This window comes from Arthrobacter sp. (assembly GCF_048266065.1).
Lineage (GTDB): Bacteria > Actinomycetota > Actinomycetes > Actinomycetales > Micrococcaceae > Arthrobacter_H.
In genome coordinates, this window is sequence record NZ_JBLXAH010000006.1 from 243,376 (window position 1) to 257,672 (window position 14,297).

General features: G+C 66.9%; 14 protein-coding genes. 6 read left to right on the top strand and 8 right to left on the bottom strand.

Translation table 11 applies throughout. The features are described from left to right. Positions 1-40: 40 nt before the first annotated feature. On the bottom strand, positions 41-2,125 hold the full coding sequence (tkt, locus tag ACN0TP_RS11915; protein WP_417219250.1) for a transketolase: 2,085 nt from the start codon (positions 2,123-2,125) through the stop codon (positions 41-43). Between the two features lie 298 nt (positions 2,126-2,423). On the opposite strand from tkt, the gene ACN0TP_RS11920 reads away from it, so the two are divergent. Beyond that, positions 2,424-3,407 (top strand): heme o synthase, encoded by a 984-nt coding sequence (locus ACN0TP_RS11920; protein ID WP_417219252.1) that lies wholly within the window; start codon positions 2,424-2,426, stop codon positions 3,405-3,407. A gap of 324 nt (positions 3,408-3,731) precedes the next feature. On the opposite strand, the gene ACN0TP_RS11925 is transcribed toward ACN0TP_RS11920, so the two are convergent. From ACN0TP_RS11925 to ACN0TP_RS11935, 3 genes are read right to left on the bottom strand one after another with little or no spacing between them, the layout of a single operon-like run. Beyond that, on the bottom strand, positions 3,732-4,661 hold the full coding sequence (locus tag ACN0TP_RS11925; protein ID WP_417219254.1) for a COX15/CtaA family protein: 930 nt from the start codon (positions 4,659-4,661) through the stop codon (positions 3,732-3,734). 46 nt (positions 4,662-4,707) lie between these two features. Beyond that, a complete protein-coding gene (locus tag ACN0TP_RS11930; RefSeq protein ID WP_417219256.1) occupies positions 4,708-5,502 on the bottom strand; it encodes an ABC transporter permease in 795 nt (264 codons plus the stop codon). Further along, complete coding sequence (locus ACN0TP_RS11935; protein WP_417219257.1) at positions 5,495-6,457, bottom strand: ABC transporter ATP-binding protein; 963 nt, start codon at positions 6,455-6,457, stop codon at positions 5,495-5,497. The genes ACN0TP_RS11930 and ACN0TP_RS11935 overlap by 8 nt, the downstream gene beginning before the upstream one ends. Positions 6,458-6,572: 115 nt before the next feature. On the opposite strand from ACN0TP_RS11935, the gene ACN0TP_RS11940 reads away from it, so the two are divergent. The 5 genes from ACN0TP_RS11940 to ACN0TP_RS11960 all read left to right on the top strand — a co-directional run bounded on the left by ACN0TP_RS11940 (position 6,573) and on the right by ACN0TP_RS11960 (position 11,268). Further along, positions 6,573-7,364, top strand: coding sequence for a helix-turn-helix transcriptional regulator (locus tag ACN0TP_RS11940; protein WP_417219259.1), 792 nt, complete (start codon positions 6,573-6,575; stop codon positions 7,362-7,364). Continuing rightward, positions 7,361-8,821 carry a Fe-S cluster assembly protein SufB gene (sufB, locus tag ACN0TP_RS11945; RefSeq protein WP_417219260.1) on the top strand — a complete coding sequence of 487 codons (1,461 nt, stop codon included), beginning with the start codon at positions 7,361-7,363 and terminating at the stop codon, positions 8,819-8,821. The genes ACN0TP_RS11940 and sufB overlap by 4 nt, the downstream gene beginning before the upstream one ends. 2 nt (positions 8,822-8,823) lie before the next feature. After that, positions 8,824-10,101 (top strand): Fe-S cluster assembly protein SufD, encoded by a 1,278-nt coding sequence (gene sufD, locus ACN0TP_RS11950; RefSeq protein ID WP_417219262.1) that lies wholly within the window; start codon positions 8,824-8,826, stop codon positions 10,099-10,101. A gap of 64 nt (positions 10,102-10,165) precedes the next feature. Continuing rightward, complete coding sequence (gene sufC, locus ACN0TP_RS11955) at positions 10,166-10,924, top strand: Fe-S cluster assembly ATPase SufC (RefSeq protein ID WP_417219264.1); 759 nt, start codon at positions 10,166-10,168, stop codon at positions 10,922-10,924. Between the two features lie 2 nt (positions 10,925-10,926). Then, the gene (locus tag ACN0TP_RS11960) at positions 10,927-11,268 is read left to right on the top strand and encodes a metal-sulfur cluster assembly factor (RefSeq protein WP_417219267.1); all 342 of its coding nucleotides are present in this window, start codon (positions 10,927-10,929) and stop codon (positions 11,266-11,268) included. A gap of 272 nt (positions 11,269-11,540) precedes the next feature. On the opposite strand, the gene ACN0TP_RS11965 is transcribed toward ACN0TP_RS11960, so the two are convergent. Genes ACN0TP_RS11965 through ACN0TP_RS11980 form a run of 4 tightly spaced genes read right to left on the bottom strand, consistent with a single transcriptional unit; the run spans position 11,541 to position 14,245 of the window. Further along, positions 11,541-12,170 (bottom strand): GNAT family N-acetyltransferase, encoded by a 630-nt coding sequence (locus tag ACN0TP_RS11965; RefSeq protein ID WP_417219269.1) that lies wholly within the window; start codon positions 12,168-12,170, stop codon positions 11,541-11,543. A 57-nt stretch (positions 12,171-12,227) separates the two neighbouring features. After that, positions 12,228-12,905 (bottom strand): CbiQ family ECF transporter T component, encoded by a 678-nt coding sequence (locus ACN0TP_RS11970; RefSeq protein WP_417219271.1) that lies wholly within the window; start codon positions 12,903-12,905, stop codon positions 12,228-12,230. After that, positions 12,905-13,618 carry an energy-coupling factor ABC transporter ATP-binding protein gene (locus ACN0TP_RS11975; RefSeq protein WP_417219273.1) on the bottom strand — a complete coding sequence of 238 codons (714 nt, stop codon included), beginning with the start codon at positions 13,616-13,618 and terminating at the stop codon, positions 12,905-12,907. The genes ACN0TP_RS11970 and ACN0TP_RS11975 overlap by 1 nt, the downstream gene beginning before the upstream one ends. A gap of 9 nt (positions 13,619-13,627) precedes the next feature. Beyond that, complete coding sequence (locus ACN0TP_RS11980) at positions 13,628-14,245, bottom strand: biotin transporter BioY (protein WP_417219275.1); 618 nt, start codon at positions 14,243-14,245, stop codon at positions 13,628-13,630. Positions 14,246-14,297 lie beyond the last annotated feature (52 nt).

Genomic DNA, 14,297 nt, shown 5'->3' on the forward strand with positions numbered 1-14,297 from the left:
GGAACGGGACCGGCCAGCCCGAAGGCTGGCCGGCGGATGGCTATTTGGTGGCGGCGATGGAATCCCGGGCCGCCTGGGCGACGGCCTCGGCGGTGATGCCGAACTCCTGGTAGAGCCGCTGGTAGTCCGCCGAGGCACCGAAGTGGTCCAGGGAGACGATCCGGCCGTTATCACCCACGAGTTCGCGCCAGCCCTGGGCAACGCCGGCTTCGACGCTCACGCGTGCCGTGACGGAGGCGGGCAGCACCGACTCGCGGTAGGCCTGGTCCTGGCGGTTGAACCACTCGATCGACGGCAGCGAAACCACGCGTGCGGCAATGCCCTCGGCGGCCAGTGCCTCGCGGGCGTCCACTGCCAGCTGGACCTCGGAGCCGGTGCCCATCAGCACGACATCGGGATCCACGGCCTGGCCATCGCGGAGCGAGTCAACCAGCACGTAGCCGCCCCGGGCGACGCCGGAAGCGGCACCAAAGCCGGGCTGCGAGCGGTCGTACACCGGGAGGTTCTGGCGCGAGAGCACCAGGCCTGCGGGGTTGGACGTGTTTTCCAGGATCGTCTTCCACGCCCAGGCGACCTCATTGGCGTCCGCCGGGCGGACGACGTCCAGGTTCGGGATGGCACGCAAGGAGGCGAGCTGTTCCACCGGCTGGTGGGTCGGGCCGTCCTCGCCGAGGCCGATGGAGTCATGCGTCCACACGTAGATGGAGGGCACACCCATCAGCGCCGACAGCCGGATGGCCGGTCGCTGGTAGTCCGAGAAGATCAGGAACGTCCCCGAGTACGGGCGGGTGGGCGATGCCAGGGCGATGCCGTTGACGATCGAGGCAGCGGCGTGCTCGCGGATGCCGAAGTGCAGGACGCGCCCGTAGGGGTTTCCCTTCCAGGAGTTGGTCTGCTTCGTGGCGGGGATGAACGACGGGGCGTTCTCGATCGTGGTGTTGTTCGAGCCGGCCAGGTCGGCGGATCCACCCCATAGTTCGGGCAGCACATCGGCGATGGCGTTGATGACCTTGCCGGAGGCCGCACGCGTGGCCAGATCCTTGCCTGCCTCGAATTCGGGCAGGTTTGCCTCCCAGCCGTCGGGGAGCTTGCCCTCGGTGATCCGCTGCAGGAGGGCGGCATTTTCGGGGTTGGACGACTGCCAGGCGTCGAAGCCCTTCTGCCAGTCGGCGTGCAGGGCCGCTCCACGGTCGGCGACCTCGCGAACGTGGGCCAGGACCTTCTCATCCAGGGCGAAGTGTGCCTGCGGGTCGAAGCCCAGTTCCTTCTTCAGGGCCTCCAGCTCATCGGTACCGAGCTTGGACCCATGGATGCCGCCGGTGTTCTTCTTGGTCGGGGACGGCCAGCCGATGATCGTGCGCAGGGAGATGATGGAGGGTCGGCTGGTCTCGGCCTTGGCCTCGTTGATGGCCGCATGCAGGGCCTCGATGTCCTCGACGTATTCGCCGGTGCGGGTCCAGTCGACCCGCTGGGTGTGCCAGCCGTAGGCGGCGTAGCGGCCCAGGACGTCTTCGGTGAAGGCCACGTCGGTGTCGTCTTCGATCGAGATGTGGTTCTCGTCGTAGATCACCACCAGGTTGCCCAGTTCCTGGTGTCCGGCCAGCGATGAGGCCTCAGAGGTGACACCCTCCTGCAGGTCGCCGTCGGAGGCAATGACGAAGACGGAATGGTCAAACGGGCTCGTGCCGGGAGCTGCCTCCGGGTCAAGCATGCCGCGCATGCGGCGTTCGGCGTAGGCAAAGCCAACGGCCGAGGCCAGCCCCTGGCCCAACGGACCGGTGGTGATCTCGACCCCATCGGTGTGTCCGACTTCGGGGTGGCCGGGAGTCAGCGATCCCCAGGTGCGCAGCGACTCGAGGTCCTTCATCTCAAGGCCGTAACCGGAGAAGAAGAGCTGCAGGTACAGGGTCAGCGATGTGTGGCCGGGGGAGAGGACGAAGCGGTCGCGGCCGATCCACTGGGGATCACTGGGGTCGTGGCGCAGATGCTGCTGGAAGAGAAGGTATGCCGCGGGAGCCAGGCTCATGGCCGTTCCGGGGTGGCCGCTGCCCACCTTCTCCACGGCGTCGGCTGCGAGGACACGGATCGTGTCCACCGCCTTCTGGTCCAATTCCGTCCACGACAATTCCCGAACATCTGACTGTGGCGCCACGTGGCGGCCCCTCTCTCTGGTCCTGATAGGCGGTCGGTGCCGGACGAGTGAAGGCGATGGAAGCGCAGATGCTGCACGCCCATGTATTAATACTGAGCTCCAGCGCTCCGGCACATCGCCTCAACCATAACGCTTTGGGGGTGCACCCGCCCTGTTTGCCCGGATAATTTCGACATGCGTTCGCGCAGGGGAGAACCGTGGCCAATTTCTACGTTGTGTAAAAGGGTATGATGGACGTTGTCTGTGTATTCCCCGCGAAGAACTGAGTGGCATGTCCGTGAAGACCGTACCGACCGACGCCGAGCTCGCACCTCGTGCGTCACGTCAACCCGACGAACGCCTGGGTGGCTTCGTCGGTCGCAAGGCCAGGGCCTATGTCGCCCTGACCAAGCCGCGGGTCATTGAACTGCTGCTGGTCACCACCCTGCCGACGATGATCTTCGCCCAGCGCGGGTTCCCCGACCTGCTCACCATTCTGGCCACCCTGGTCGGCGGTGCCTTCGCCGCCGGCAGCGCCGGGGCCTTCAACTGCTATTTCGACCGCGACATGGACAAGCTCATGCACCGCACGTCGAAGCGCCCGCTGGTCACCGGCGAGGTGACTCCACGCGAGGCATTTGTCTTCTCCTGGTTGATCGGCATTGCCTCGATCGCCATCCTCTGGGCCGGAACGAACCTGTTCACCGCCGTCCTGGGGTTGGTGGCGATCCTGCTCTACGTGGTCTTCTACACGTTGATCCTCAAGCGACGCACCTCGCAGAACATCGTCTGGGGCGGCATCGCCGGGTGCATGCCCGTGCTCATCGGCTGGGCTGCAGTCACCGGCACCCTTGACTGGCCGGCAGTGATCCTGTTCCTGATCATCTTCCTGTGGACCCCGCCGCACTACTGGCCCCTGTCGATGAAGTACGCGGATGACTACAACAACGCCCACGTTCCGATGCTCGGCGCGATTGCCGGAGCCCGCACCGTTTCCGTGCAAGTGGTCCTCTACGCCTGGGCCACCGTGGTGTGCTCGCTGCTGCTGGTCCCCATGGGCAACGCCGGCATCGTCTATACGGTCTTGGCCGCCGTCTCCGGCGGATGGTTCATCTTCGAGTCCCACGTGCTCTACCGGGAGGCCCGGCGCGAGCACCTGCCGCAGGACATGAACCGCAAGGCGATGAAGGTCTTCCACATCTCCATCACGTACCTGACGATTGTGTTCGTGGCCCTGGCCATCGACCCGTTCGTCGGCCAGCCCATCTTCGGCTAGGCCCCGCCACGCCAACCACAGGCCGGGTATCCGCAACAGCGGGTGCCCGGCCTTTTGGGTGGCTGGGACGTCCGGCGGCATGGCCGGCGCACCGTCCACGACGATGTCCACGGCCCGGCTCCGGCGCAGGGCAGGCGCCCACCGTCCGCCCGGCAGGCCTGGTCGGGCGTCAGCCGGCACGGGTGGCCAAGGGATCGCGGCGTGTGGGCGTGGGGGAGGGCGAGACGGCGGGGGAACGTGCACGGCCCCGCCCCCCTGCCGTGAAGACGGTGGGGGCGGGGCCGGACGCCGGGGTGGGCCGAGGGAACCCGACGCGGCGGCGGACTACAACGGAACGATGCCGGTGGAGCGGTCCCAGACGTTGGTTGCGGCTGCCGTCAGCAGGGCGGTGCCCACCATGTGCAGCATGACCACGCCGATGGGCAGGCCAAGGAAGAACTGCGTATAGCCGATGGCGGCTTGCGCCAGGACGGCCACCACCAGCATGATGTATCCGCGTTTGAGCTGCGCCGAGGCCCGGGTGCGGATGGCCAGATACAGTCCCAGCACCGTGGCGATGACCAGCAGGTAGACGGGGACGACATGGATCCGCGTCACCAGGTAGAGGTTGAAGTCATGCCGTGGCGACGAGGGGTCGCCAGCGTGCGGGCCGGACCCGGTGACCACGGTTCCCAGCACGAGCGCCAGGGCGGAGGTGATGGCGACGGTCCAGCCCAAGGTGCGCAGGGTTCCGGTCAGCGGGCCGGGTGCGACGAGTTCCTCCCCGCGTGCCTCCCGCCCGGTGCGGTTGACCAGCAGTGTGGCCGCCGCGACGAGGACGATGGACGCCAGGAAGTGCAGGCTCACGACCCACGGGTTCAAGTCGCTGAGCACCGTGATGCCGCCGATGACCGCCTGGATCGGGATGAAGCACAGCAGGGAGATCGACAGCCAGAAGACCGTGCGGTGCGTCCGCCGGATCCTCCAGACGGAAATGATCATGGCCAGGGCGATGGCTGCCAGGACAAATGTCAGGAGCCGGTTGCCGAATTCGATCAGGCCGTGGATCCCCATCTCGGGGGTGGGCGTCATCGTTCCGGGCATGCAGTTGGGCCACTGTGAGCACCCCAGGCCGGACGCCGTGAGGCGAACGGCTCCTCCTGAGACGATGAGGGCTGCCTGGGCCACCAGCGAGGCGATGGCCAAGCGGTGGATGCCGGTGCCGATGGACAGCGGGAGCCGGCCGAACCAGCGCGTGGCAACGGGCGTTGTCATGATGTCATTCTCCATTCGGAACACGGTGCTGCGGTGAGCGCGCGCGTCAGTTCCATTTAAACCAGCGGGTGGCGGCCAGTCCTGCGGCAATCGTCCAGGCCAGCAGGATCAGGCAGGCGCCAAGGTTCATTGTCCCACCGATGAGCGCGTCGCGAAGGGCATCGCCCAGGGCGGAGGAGGGCAGGACTGCGACGACGTCGGCGAGCACGCCGGGCAGCCGGCTGCCGGGGATCAGGATCCCGCCGCCGGCGGCCAGCAGGATCCAGGCCAGATTGGTGATGGCCAAGGTGGCCTCGGGGCGGACGGTGCCGGCAATCAACAGACCCAGCGAGGTGAACGCCGCGGCCCCGAGCACGAGCAGGACCACTGCAATGGGGATCCCGGCCACTGCGGGGCGCCAGCCGAGGAGGAGGGCGGTTCCGCCGACGAGGATCATCTGGATGACCAGCACAGCGAGAACTGCCAGCGCCTTGCCGAAGATCAAACCCGCGCGGCCCAGGGGAGTGGTGGCCAGGAAGCGCAGGACGCCGTAGCGCCGATCGAACCCGGTGGAGATGCCCTGGCCGGTAAAGGCCGTGGACATGACGCACAGCGCCAGCACGCCGGGAGCGGCCGCGTCGACGCGGTGGGGGGCGACTCCCTCGAGGATGTCGGTGAAGGTCAAGCCGAACAGCGCCAGCAGCGGAAGAACCACCGCGAGCACCAGCTGCTCGCCGTTGCCCAGCATGGCCAGGGTCTCGTAGCGTCCATGCCGCAGGATGCGGCGGGCCAAAGGAGAGGCGTTTCCACCGGCGGACCCCGCGGCAGCGGTGGGAAGTCCTGTTGTCTGGGTCCTAGCCATGGGTGCCTCCTGCGGCGATGTCCAGGAAAACGTCTTCCAGGTTCTTCGGTTCCATGCTGATCGACGTCGGCAGGATCGACTGTGCGGTCCACCAGGACGTGATCTCGGCCAGGGCCTCGGGCGAGCGGATCCCCTCCACCCGGTAGTGGCCCGCGGATTCCTCCGTGAGCGACGCCGCGTGATGCAGTGCCGGGGGCACCAGTCCCGGTGCCGCGGTGAAGGCGAGGGTCCGGCTGTCGCTGGCGGTCGTGGCCTGCGCGGTCAATTCCGCGACGGTTCCCTGGGCGACGTTGCGTCCATTGTCGATGATGTAGACGTAGTCCGAGAGCCGCTGTGCGTCTTCCATCAGATGCGTGGTCAACACGATGCACAGACCGCGTTCGCGCAGTTCGGTGATCAGGTCGAAGACCGTCTGGCGCGATTGGGGGTCCAGCCCGGCGCTGGGCTCGTCCAGGAACACGACCTCGGGATTCCCCACCAGGGCGGCAGCCAAGCCGACGCGTTGACGTTGGCCGCCGGAGAGCCGGCGGATCGTGGTGTGGGCAAAGGAATCGATCCCCAGGCGCTCGGCCAGCGCATCGACGTTGACCGGCCGGGCATACATGCCCGCGACATGGCGCAACAGGGCCATCGGCTTCACGGAAGGTGGCAGGCCGCCGTCCTGGAGCATCACCCCCACCCTCGAGCGCAGGAGGCTTCCGCCGTCGTACGGGTCCCGGCCCAACAGGCGGACTGAGCCTCCATCGGGCTTCAGGAGTCCCTGGGCGCATCCCAGGGTGGTGGATTTGCCGGCACCGTTGGATCCGAGGAGCGTTGTGACCGATCCCGCGTGCGCGGTCAGCGAGATACCATTGAGGACCCGGACCATGCGTCCGTCCAAGGCCGGAACGGGGCCGAAATCCTTGCGCAGGGAGTCGACGACGAGGCGCGGTTCTAGTGTGGGCACGCAGGCCATTCTACGGTATGTAGAGAACGACGGCGGCGGGTCTGCGGGCACGTGCCGTTTGGCTATGGGGGAACTAAGCCACGCCTTACTGGCGGAGATCATCCCATTAGGTCATGATTGTGTTGTGTATTCATCGCAATTGACTCCTCCCGACGCGGACGCCCCGGCGACCGTGCCCCGGGTGGCGCCCGACGCCGAGGAACGCACCCGCGATCGGGTTCTGCATGCGGTCCTCCACCAGGGGCCGGTCAGTGCCGCCGAACTGGGCGAAGACCTCGGGTTCACTCCGGCCGCCGTCAGGCGCCATCTTGACGCCCTGAGCCGAGACGGCCTCGTGGAGGTCAAGCTCGTGGCCAACCAGCCAGCTGGCGCCGGCCGACCGGCCCGCCGCTACGTGCTGAGCCACCGCGGCCAGACCAAGCTCGGCAACGACTACCTGGACATCGCCACGTCGGCCCTGGCCGATCTCGCCGCCACGGCCGGTGACGAGGCGGTTCAGGCGTTCGCCGCCCGCCGCTTCGAGAAGATGGAACGCCGGTACCGTCCGGTCGTTGAAGCCGCCGGCGAATCGCTGGCGGATCGGGCCGAGGCCCTGTCACAGGCGTTGAGCGGCGACGGGTTCGTCGCCTCGACCCGCAACGTCGGATTCAACCAACCGGCGGCAACGATGCAGAGCATGCAGCTGTGCCAGGGGCACTGCCCCATCCAGGACCTGGCCCGGGAATTTCCGGTGTTCTGCGATGAAGAAACCAAAGTCTTTGCCCGCCTGCTCGGTGTCGACGTCCGTCGACTCTCGACCCTGGCCTCCGGCGGGCATGTTTGTACGACCCATATACCCATGGGCCGCAACCAGACTCCTCAGCAAGCTGAGAAGAGAACACGAGTCAAGCTGACAAAGCAGGAAAGGCCGCGATGACGGATCAGATGGCACAGGAGACCGCCGACCCCGGCGTGATCTCCGAGATTCTGGAAAAGAATCCGGAGCTCCAGGGGATTGGCAACTACGAGTATGGCTGGTCGGACAAGAACGACGCCGGCGCGAATGCGCGCCGTGGCCTCAACGAGGAAGTCGTCCGCGACATCTCCGGCAAGAAGAGCGAGCCCCAATGGATGCTCGACTTGCGGCTGAAGGGGTTGAAGTACTTCGACCGCAAGCCGATGCCGACCTGGGGCGCCGACCTCTCGGGCATCGACTTCGACAACATCAAGTACTTCGTCCGCTCCACCGAGAAGCAGGCCACGTCCTGGGAAGAGCTGCCGGAGGACATCCGCAACACGTACGACAAGCTGGGCATCCCCGAGGCCGAGAAGCAGCGCCTCGTATCGGGCGTCGCAGCACAGTACGAGTCCGAGGTCGTGTACCACCAGCTCCGTGAGGACCTGGAGAAGCAGGGAGTCATCTTCCTGGACACCGACACGGGCCTGAAGGAACACGAAGACATCTTCAAGGAGTACTTCGGCTCCGTCATCCCGGTGGGCGACAACAAGTTCGGCTCGCTGAACACGGCTGTCTGGTCCGGCGGCTCCTTCGTGTATGTGCCCAAGGGCGTGCACGTGGAGATCCCGCTCCAGGCATACTTCCGCATCAACACGGAAAACATGGGCCAGTTCGAGCGCACGCTGATCATCGCCGACGAGGACTCCTACGTCCACTACATCGAAGGCTGCACGGCCCCGATCTACCAGTCGGACTCGCTGCACTCGGCCGTCGTGGAAATCATCGTGAAGAAGGGCGCCCGCGTCCGCTACACGACGATCCAGAACTGGTCGAACAACGTGTACAACCTGGTCACCAAGCGCGCCATCTGCGAAGAGGGCGCCACCATGGAGTGGATCGATGGCAACATCGGCTCCAAGGTGACCATGAAGTACCCGGCCGTCTACCTCACCGGCGAGCACGCCAAGGGAGAGACGCTCTCCATCGCCTTTGCCGGCGAGGGACAGCACCAGGACACCGGATCGAAGATGGTGCACATTGCACCGAACACGTCCTCGTCCATCGTCGCGAAGTCGGTGGCCCGCAACGGCGGCCGCTCGGCCTACCGTGGACTGGTCCAGGTCCGCGAGGGCGCCAAGGGCTCCCGGAACTCCGTGGTGTGTGACGCGTTGCTCGTCGACCAGATCTCGCGCTCGGACACCTACCCCTACATCGACGTCCGCGAGGACGACGTGACCATGGGCCACGAGGCCACCGTGTCGCGTGTCTCGGAAGAGCAGCTGTTCTACCTCATGTCCCGCGGCATGGCCGAGGACGAGGCCATGGCCATGATCGTGCGCGGCTTCGTCGAGCCGATCGCCCGTGAGCTGCCGATGGAATATGCGCTCGAACTGAACCGCCTCATTGAACTGCAGATGGAAGGATCCGTCGGTTAATCATGACTGATACCGCAACAGCATTCTCCGGAGAAAAGGCGCGCATTGGCGCGCCCGCCATCGCCGGCTTCACAGAAGAGGGCGAAAACCTCTCCCCGCTTAATGAGGACAGCTCACCACTCGGTGGCGACGCCAGCCAGGCCCACAGCCATGGCGGCGGCGCCGGCGTGCCCGACTCCTCGCGAGCTGGCCGTCTGACCAGCTACCGGTTGGAGGACTTCAAGCCCTTGACCGGCCGCGAGGAGGACTGGCGCTTCACCCCGCTGAAGCGTCTGGGAGGGCTGCACAAGAACGTCCCCACCGGCACCGCCCCGACCGTCACTACGGACCTCGGCGACGGTGCGACCGTGGAGACCGTCTCCATGGACGACCCCCGGATTGGCTCCGCCGGCATCCCCGAGGACCGGGTCTCCGCCAACGGATGGAACGCCGCCACGGAAGCCACGGTGCTGACCCTCGGTGCCAACGCCGAGAACGTCCGGGCGACCCTCACCCTGACCGGTGCCGGCCTGGAAGCAGCCGCCCAGCACCTGGTGGTCATCGCCGAACCGAACTCCCGCGGACTGGTCGTCATCGACCACGTGGGCAGCGCGGTCGTCACGGAGAACATCGAGATCGACGTCCGGGAAGGCGCCGACCTGACGGTCGTCAGCGTCCAGGCGTGGGAGGACGACTCCATCCACGCCAGCTCGCAGCAGGCCAAGGTCGCCAAGGACGCGCAGTTCAAACACATCGTCGTCACCTTTGGCGGCGACCTGGTGCGCCTGACCCCGTCGGCCCGTTTCGCCGGAACCGGAGCGAAGGCCGAGATGTTCGGCCTGTACTTTGCCGACGCCGGCCAGCACCTCGAACACCGTCTGTTCGTGGACCACGCCCAACCCCGCTGCACCTCCAACGTGCTGTACAAGGGGGCGTTGCAGGGCAAGGACGCGCACACCGTCTGGGTCGGCGATGTGCTGATCCGCAAGGAAGCAGAAGGCACCGATTCCTACGAGGCCAACCGCAACCTGGTCCTCACCGACGGGGCACGGGCCGACTCGGTTCCGAACCTGGAAATCGAGACGGGCCTCATCGAGGGGGCCGGCCACGCCAGCACCACCGGCCGTTTCGACGACGAGCACCTCTTCTACCTCATGTCCCGTGGCATCGACGAGAAGACGGCCCGCCGCCTGGTCGTACGCGGCTTCCTCAACGAGATCATCCAGAAGATCGGCGTCGAGGAACTGCAGACCCGCCTGAATGACACCGTCGAAGCCGAACTCGCGGCCACCGAAAACTAGGCCATCGGCCACCCCACCCAGTGAACCTCGCCGGCGCGTCCGGCACGTCAGAGAACGGACACCAATGTCTACCCTGGAAATCAAGGACCTGCACGTCTCCATCGATACGGAGCAAGGCAGCAAGGAAATCCTCAAGGGCGTCACCCTCACCATCAAGACCGGTGAAACCCACGCCATCATGGGCCCCAACGGTTCCGGCAAGTCGACCCTTGCCTCCACCATTGCCGGCCACCCCCGCTACAACGTCACCTCCGGCACGATCACCCTTGACGGTGAGGACGTGCTGGCCATGAGCGTCGATGCCCGCGCCCGGGCCGGCCTGTTCCTGGCCATGCAATACCCGGTCGAGGTCCCCGGAGTGACCATGACCAACTTCCTGCGCACGGCCAAGACGGCCATCGACGGCGAGGCCCCGAGCCTGCGTCACTGGACCAAGGACGTCAAGGCCGCCATGGCCGAGCTGAAGATCGACGCCGACTTCGCCGGACGCAACGTCAACGAAGGCTTCTCCGGCGGCGAGAAGAAGCGCGTGGAGATCCTGCAGCTCGAGCTCTTCAAGCCCAAGTTCGCCATCCTCGACGAGACCGACTCCGGTCTTGACGTCGATGCCCTGAAGGTCGTCTCCGAGGGCGTGAACCGCGCCGCCGCCGGCCACGAGATGGGCACCCTGCTCATCACCCACTACACGCGGATCCTGCGCTACATCAAGCCGGACTTCGTCCACGTCTTCGTCGACGGCCGCGTCGCCGAACAGGGCGGCCCGGACCTGGCAGACCGTCTCGAGGAAGAGGGCTACGACCGCTTCCTCCCCGTCGGGGCCTGATCATGAGCGCCACCGAAGCAGCAGCGGGTTCGCAGCAGACCCCGCTCGAGGACGTTGAGGAAGCACTCAAGGACGTGATCGACCCCGAACTCGGTGTCAACATCGTGGACCTGGGCCTGCTGTACGGGTTGAAGTACGCCGATGACGGCGTGCTGCTCATCGACATGACATTGACCACCGCAGCGTGCCCGCTGACCGACATCCTCGAGGAACAGGTCGCCGGAGCCATGGACAATGTCGTTGATGACCACCGTCTGAACTGGGTCTGGATGCCGCCATGGGGTCCGGAACGGATCACCGATGACGGACGCGACCAGATGCGGGCGCTCGGCTTCAACATCTAGCAGGACACCCCGGTCCCTGGCCGCCACGGCGGCTTGGGGCCCTGGTTCATGGTGGCGTCCCCTTCGCAACGAAGGGGGCGCCACCCTTTGCGTTCCGGAGCGGCTGGCAGTCCACGGCCCGGGTTTGGCCGGCTCAATGGGTCCAGAAGGCGATCACGGCGGCCGCTCCCTCATCGGGGTCGCCCCCACACTGCAGCAGCCCCCGGGAAATATCCGCTTGGCGAATGGGCATCGTGGACGAGGGCGTACCGCCCACGCACCGGAGTTCGTGGCTAGGTCGCGTTGGCGGAGGTTGCTTCCACGACGCGGCGCATCACGGTGTTCCTGAGACCCTTGGCGCGGACGAGGCCAAAGCCAGCACGTTCGTAGACGGTGCTCGTCCCGTTGTAGAGGAAGGACGATGACGTCTTCTTCTCCGGCGGCAGATGGGGGTATCCCTCCACCACGCCACCGCCGGCTTGCGCGATGAGGTTGAGCGCTCCCTGCAGGGCGACCTCCACGAGTCCCTGCCGACAGAAGCGCCGGTCGACGAAGATGCACGTGACGCGGTAGTCGGGCTCCGACTCCGCGGCGAGGGCCAGATCCGCCAGGTACTGCTTGCGGTGATGGAGGTTGGGCAGCTCCGACGGCGTGCCGTATTCCGCCCAGGCGATCGCCTCTTCGCCGTCGTCCCCGTCCCGGACAACCAGGGCGGCGTGCGCGACCCCGCTGGAAACCATGCGCCGTTTCAGCGTGCGGCCGCCCGGGGAGGCCCCGTCCTGGTGCGCGCAGGAGGGATGGAAATGCATGCACCAGCATCCGCCGAATATGCCGTTGTGCCGGTCGACGAGCGCGGCAAACAGATCCCAGGTGTCCAGGGTCAGGGGCTTGATCGTGGTCGCACCGGGGTCCATCGTAGCCATGCACCGGACTTTAGCGGCCGCGCTGCGGTTGCGGAACCCTTGCCCGCGTCGGGTCTGCTACCCCAGCGTCGGCGGGCGGTTGTCACCGTCGCGGTCCGCAGGGCCTGCGGCCGGTGGGTGGTCGAGGATTCCGCGGGCTGCCAGCGCGTCACCGGTCTGCTGGGCAAAGGCCACCGCTGAGACGACGACGGGAGCCGCCAGGGCGAGGGGATGGCGTCCCAGCCCGCGGGCACGGGCGGCGTCGGCAATGTCGGCGATGCAGCCGAGGATGGACGGGATGCTGCGCAGCATCAAGCCCACGGCCAGCGAAACCACGTCAGGGTTCACGCCCAGTGGCCGCAGCGGCGCGCAGGCCCGGGCCAGGCCGTCGACGAGGTCCGACTGATCGGTGGTCAGGAGCAGCAGGCGTGCCAATTGCAGGGAGGCCACCATGGTGCCCACGACCATGAACGCAATCCAGGGGCCGTTGATCCACCATTGGTAGGCCCCGAGGATCACCAGGATCCACCATAGGTAGCGCAGTGGTGCCGCCCATGCGGCCAGGACGCGACGCCCCGCCAGGGCAAAGAGTGCGACGCCGACCGCCAGCAGGACGGCGGCCACCAGGGGGCTACGCCAGAGGACCAATGCGGTCCCGCAGGCCACGAGCACGAGGTACTTCAGCCACAGTGGGGCGCGGTGGACGGGGGAGTGGCCCGCGATGCGCAGGCCGATGACGAGGGCATGTCCCCGCATCAGTGGCCACCCGGATGTGTGGTGGCCAGGCGGCGGTAGTGGTCGATCGCCCCGCGGGGTTCCCCGTCGTGGACGATGCGGCCCGCGTCGATGACCAGCACCCGGTCCGCCCGGGCGGCGAAGTCGAGGTCATGGGTGGAGTAGACCACCTGCTGGTCGAGCCCGAAGAGGGTGTCCTGGAGCAGGATGTTGTTGCGCAGGTCCAGCAGAGTCGTCGGTTCGTCGGCGACGAGGATCCCCTGTCCCGTGGCCAGGACGCTGGTCAGGGCGACCAGTTGGCGTTCCCCGCCGGACAGATCGTGGACGCTGCGCTCGGCCAGGTGGGACAGGCCCATGGTGGCCAGATGGGACAGGGCTGCCTGCCGCCGTCGTGCCTTGTCCTTGATGGTGGCCTTCAGCGAGAGCTCGACATCCTCATGCACCAGTGGCATGACCAGTTGCGAGAGCGGGTCGCTGAACAGGAAGCCCACGCGGCGGCGGACCGCCGAGACCTCACGCACGGTGTCCTTGCCCTCGACGGTGACAAGTCCGGTGGTGGGCCGGGCCAGGCCGTTGATGAGGCGCAGGAAGGTCGACTTGCCCGAGCCGTTGGCGCCGATGACCGCGATGCGGCGCTCGGTCAATTCCGTGGTGGCCGCTTCGAGCAGGACCCGGTCCTGGCCGTCGCCGCGTGGATCGGGGACGCTGACGCCGGCGGCCTGGAAGATGATCACGCCAGCAGCCTAGGCGGCGAATTCGCGGCGTGCCATCCGCGGAAACGCCTTGAACACGCTCGCCGCGACCAGGGCCGCGACGAGGTTCTTCAGCAGGTCACCGGGCCAATAGGCGAGGTCAACCAGTGCCGCCTGGCCGAGGGGGAGGTGCCCGTTGATGCTCATGCCCAGGATGCCCAGCGGGTGCGTGACCAGGATCGATCCGGCCATGGCAGCGGCAAACAGCCACAGCGTCCTGGCCCGGCGCACCCTGCGCAGCACGAGCGTCGCCAGGGCGCCGGCCACCAGCGCGGCCAGCGGAAAGGCGAGCAGGTAGCCGGCAGTCGGCCCCGCCAGGACCCCGAGCCCACCGGAGAATCGCGCGAAGACGGGGACGCCGGCCAGGCCGACGATCACATAGAGCAGGACGCTGGCCGTGCCGCGCAGGGATCCCAGGCACAAGGCCACCAGGGAGACGGCGAAGGTCTGCAGGGTGATGGGGACCCCCAGCGGTCCCACGGGGATCGCCGGGACGAGGGTCAGGGCGGCAAGCAAGGCGGCGAACACGGAGATCAATCCGAGGTCGCGGGCACCCCAGGCGCTGCGTCGGGCCGGGCGGGGTGGTGTGTGTACTGAGGGATGCGTCATGGTCAACAGCATACTTGATCAGTGTTCAAGGCGTGTTCCGGGGCCAGAACGC

Excerpts from the sequence above, each read along its gene's own strand:
- ACN0TP_RS11920 (WP_417219252.1), top strand. The coding sequence starts at position 2,424 with ATGTCCGTGAAGACCGTACCGACCGACGCCGAGCTCGCACCTCGTGCG.
- ACN0TP_RS11925 (WP_417219254.1), bottom strand. The coding sequence starts at position 4,661 with ATGACAACGCCCGTTGCCACGCGCTGGTTCGGCCGGCTCCCGCTGTCC.
- ACN0TP_RS11930 (WP_417219256.1), bottom strand. The coding sequence starts at position 5,502 with ATGGCTAGGACCCAGACAACAGGACTTCCCACCGCTGCCGCGGGGTCC.
- ACN0TP_RS11935 (WP_417219257.1), bottom strand. The coding sequence starts at position 6,457 with ATGGCCTGCGTGCCCACACTAGAACCGCGCCTCGTCGTCGACTCCCTG.
- sufB (WP_417219260.1), top strand. The coding sequence starts at position 7,361 with ATGACGGATCAGATGGCACAGGAGACCGCCGACCCCGGCGTGATCTCC.
- sufD (WP_417219262.1), top strand. The coding sequence starts at position 8,824 with ATGACTGATACCGCAACAGCATTCTCCGGAGAAAAGGCGCGCATTGGC.
- sufC (WP_417219264.1), top strand. The coding sequence starts at position 10,166 with ATGTCTACCCTGGAAATCAAGGACCTGCACGTCTCCATCGATACGGAG.
- ACN0TP_RS11960 (WP_417219267.1), top strand. The coding sequence starts at position 10,927 with ATGAGCGCCACCGAAGCAGCAGCGGGTTCGCAGCAGACCCCGCTCGAG.
- ACN0TP_RS11965 (WP_417219269.1), bottom strand. The coding sequence starts at position 12,170 with ATGGCTACGATGGACCCCGGTGCGACCACGATCAAGCCCCTGACCCTG.
- ACN0TP_RS11970 (WP_417219271.1), bottom strand. The coding sequence starts at position 12,905 with ATGCGGGGACATGCCCTCGTCATCGGCCTGCGCATCGCGGGCCACTCC.
- ACN0TP_RS11980 (WP_417219275.1), bottom strand. The coding sequence starts at position 14,245 with ATGACGCATCCCTCAGTACACACACCACCCCGCCCGGCCCGACGCAGC.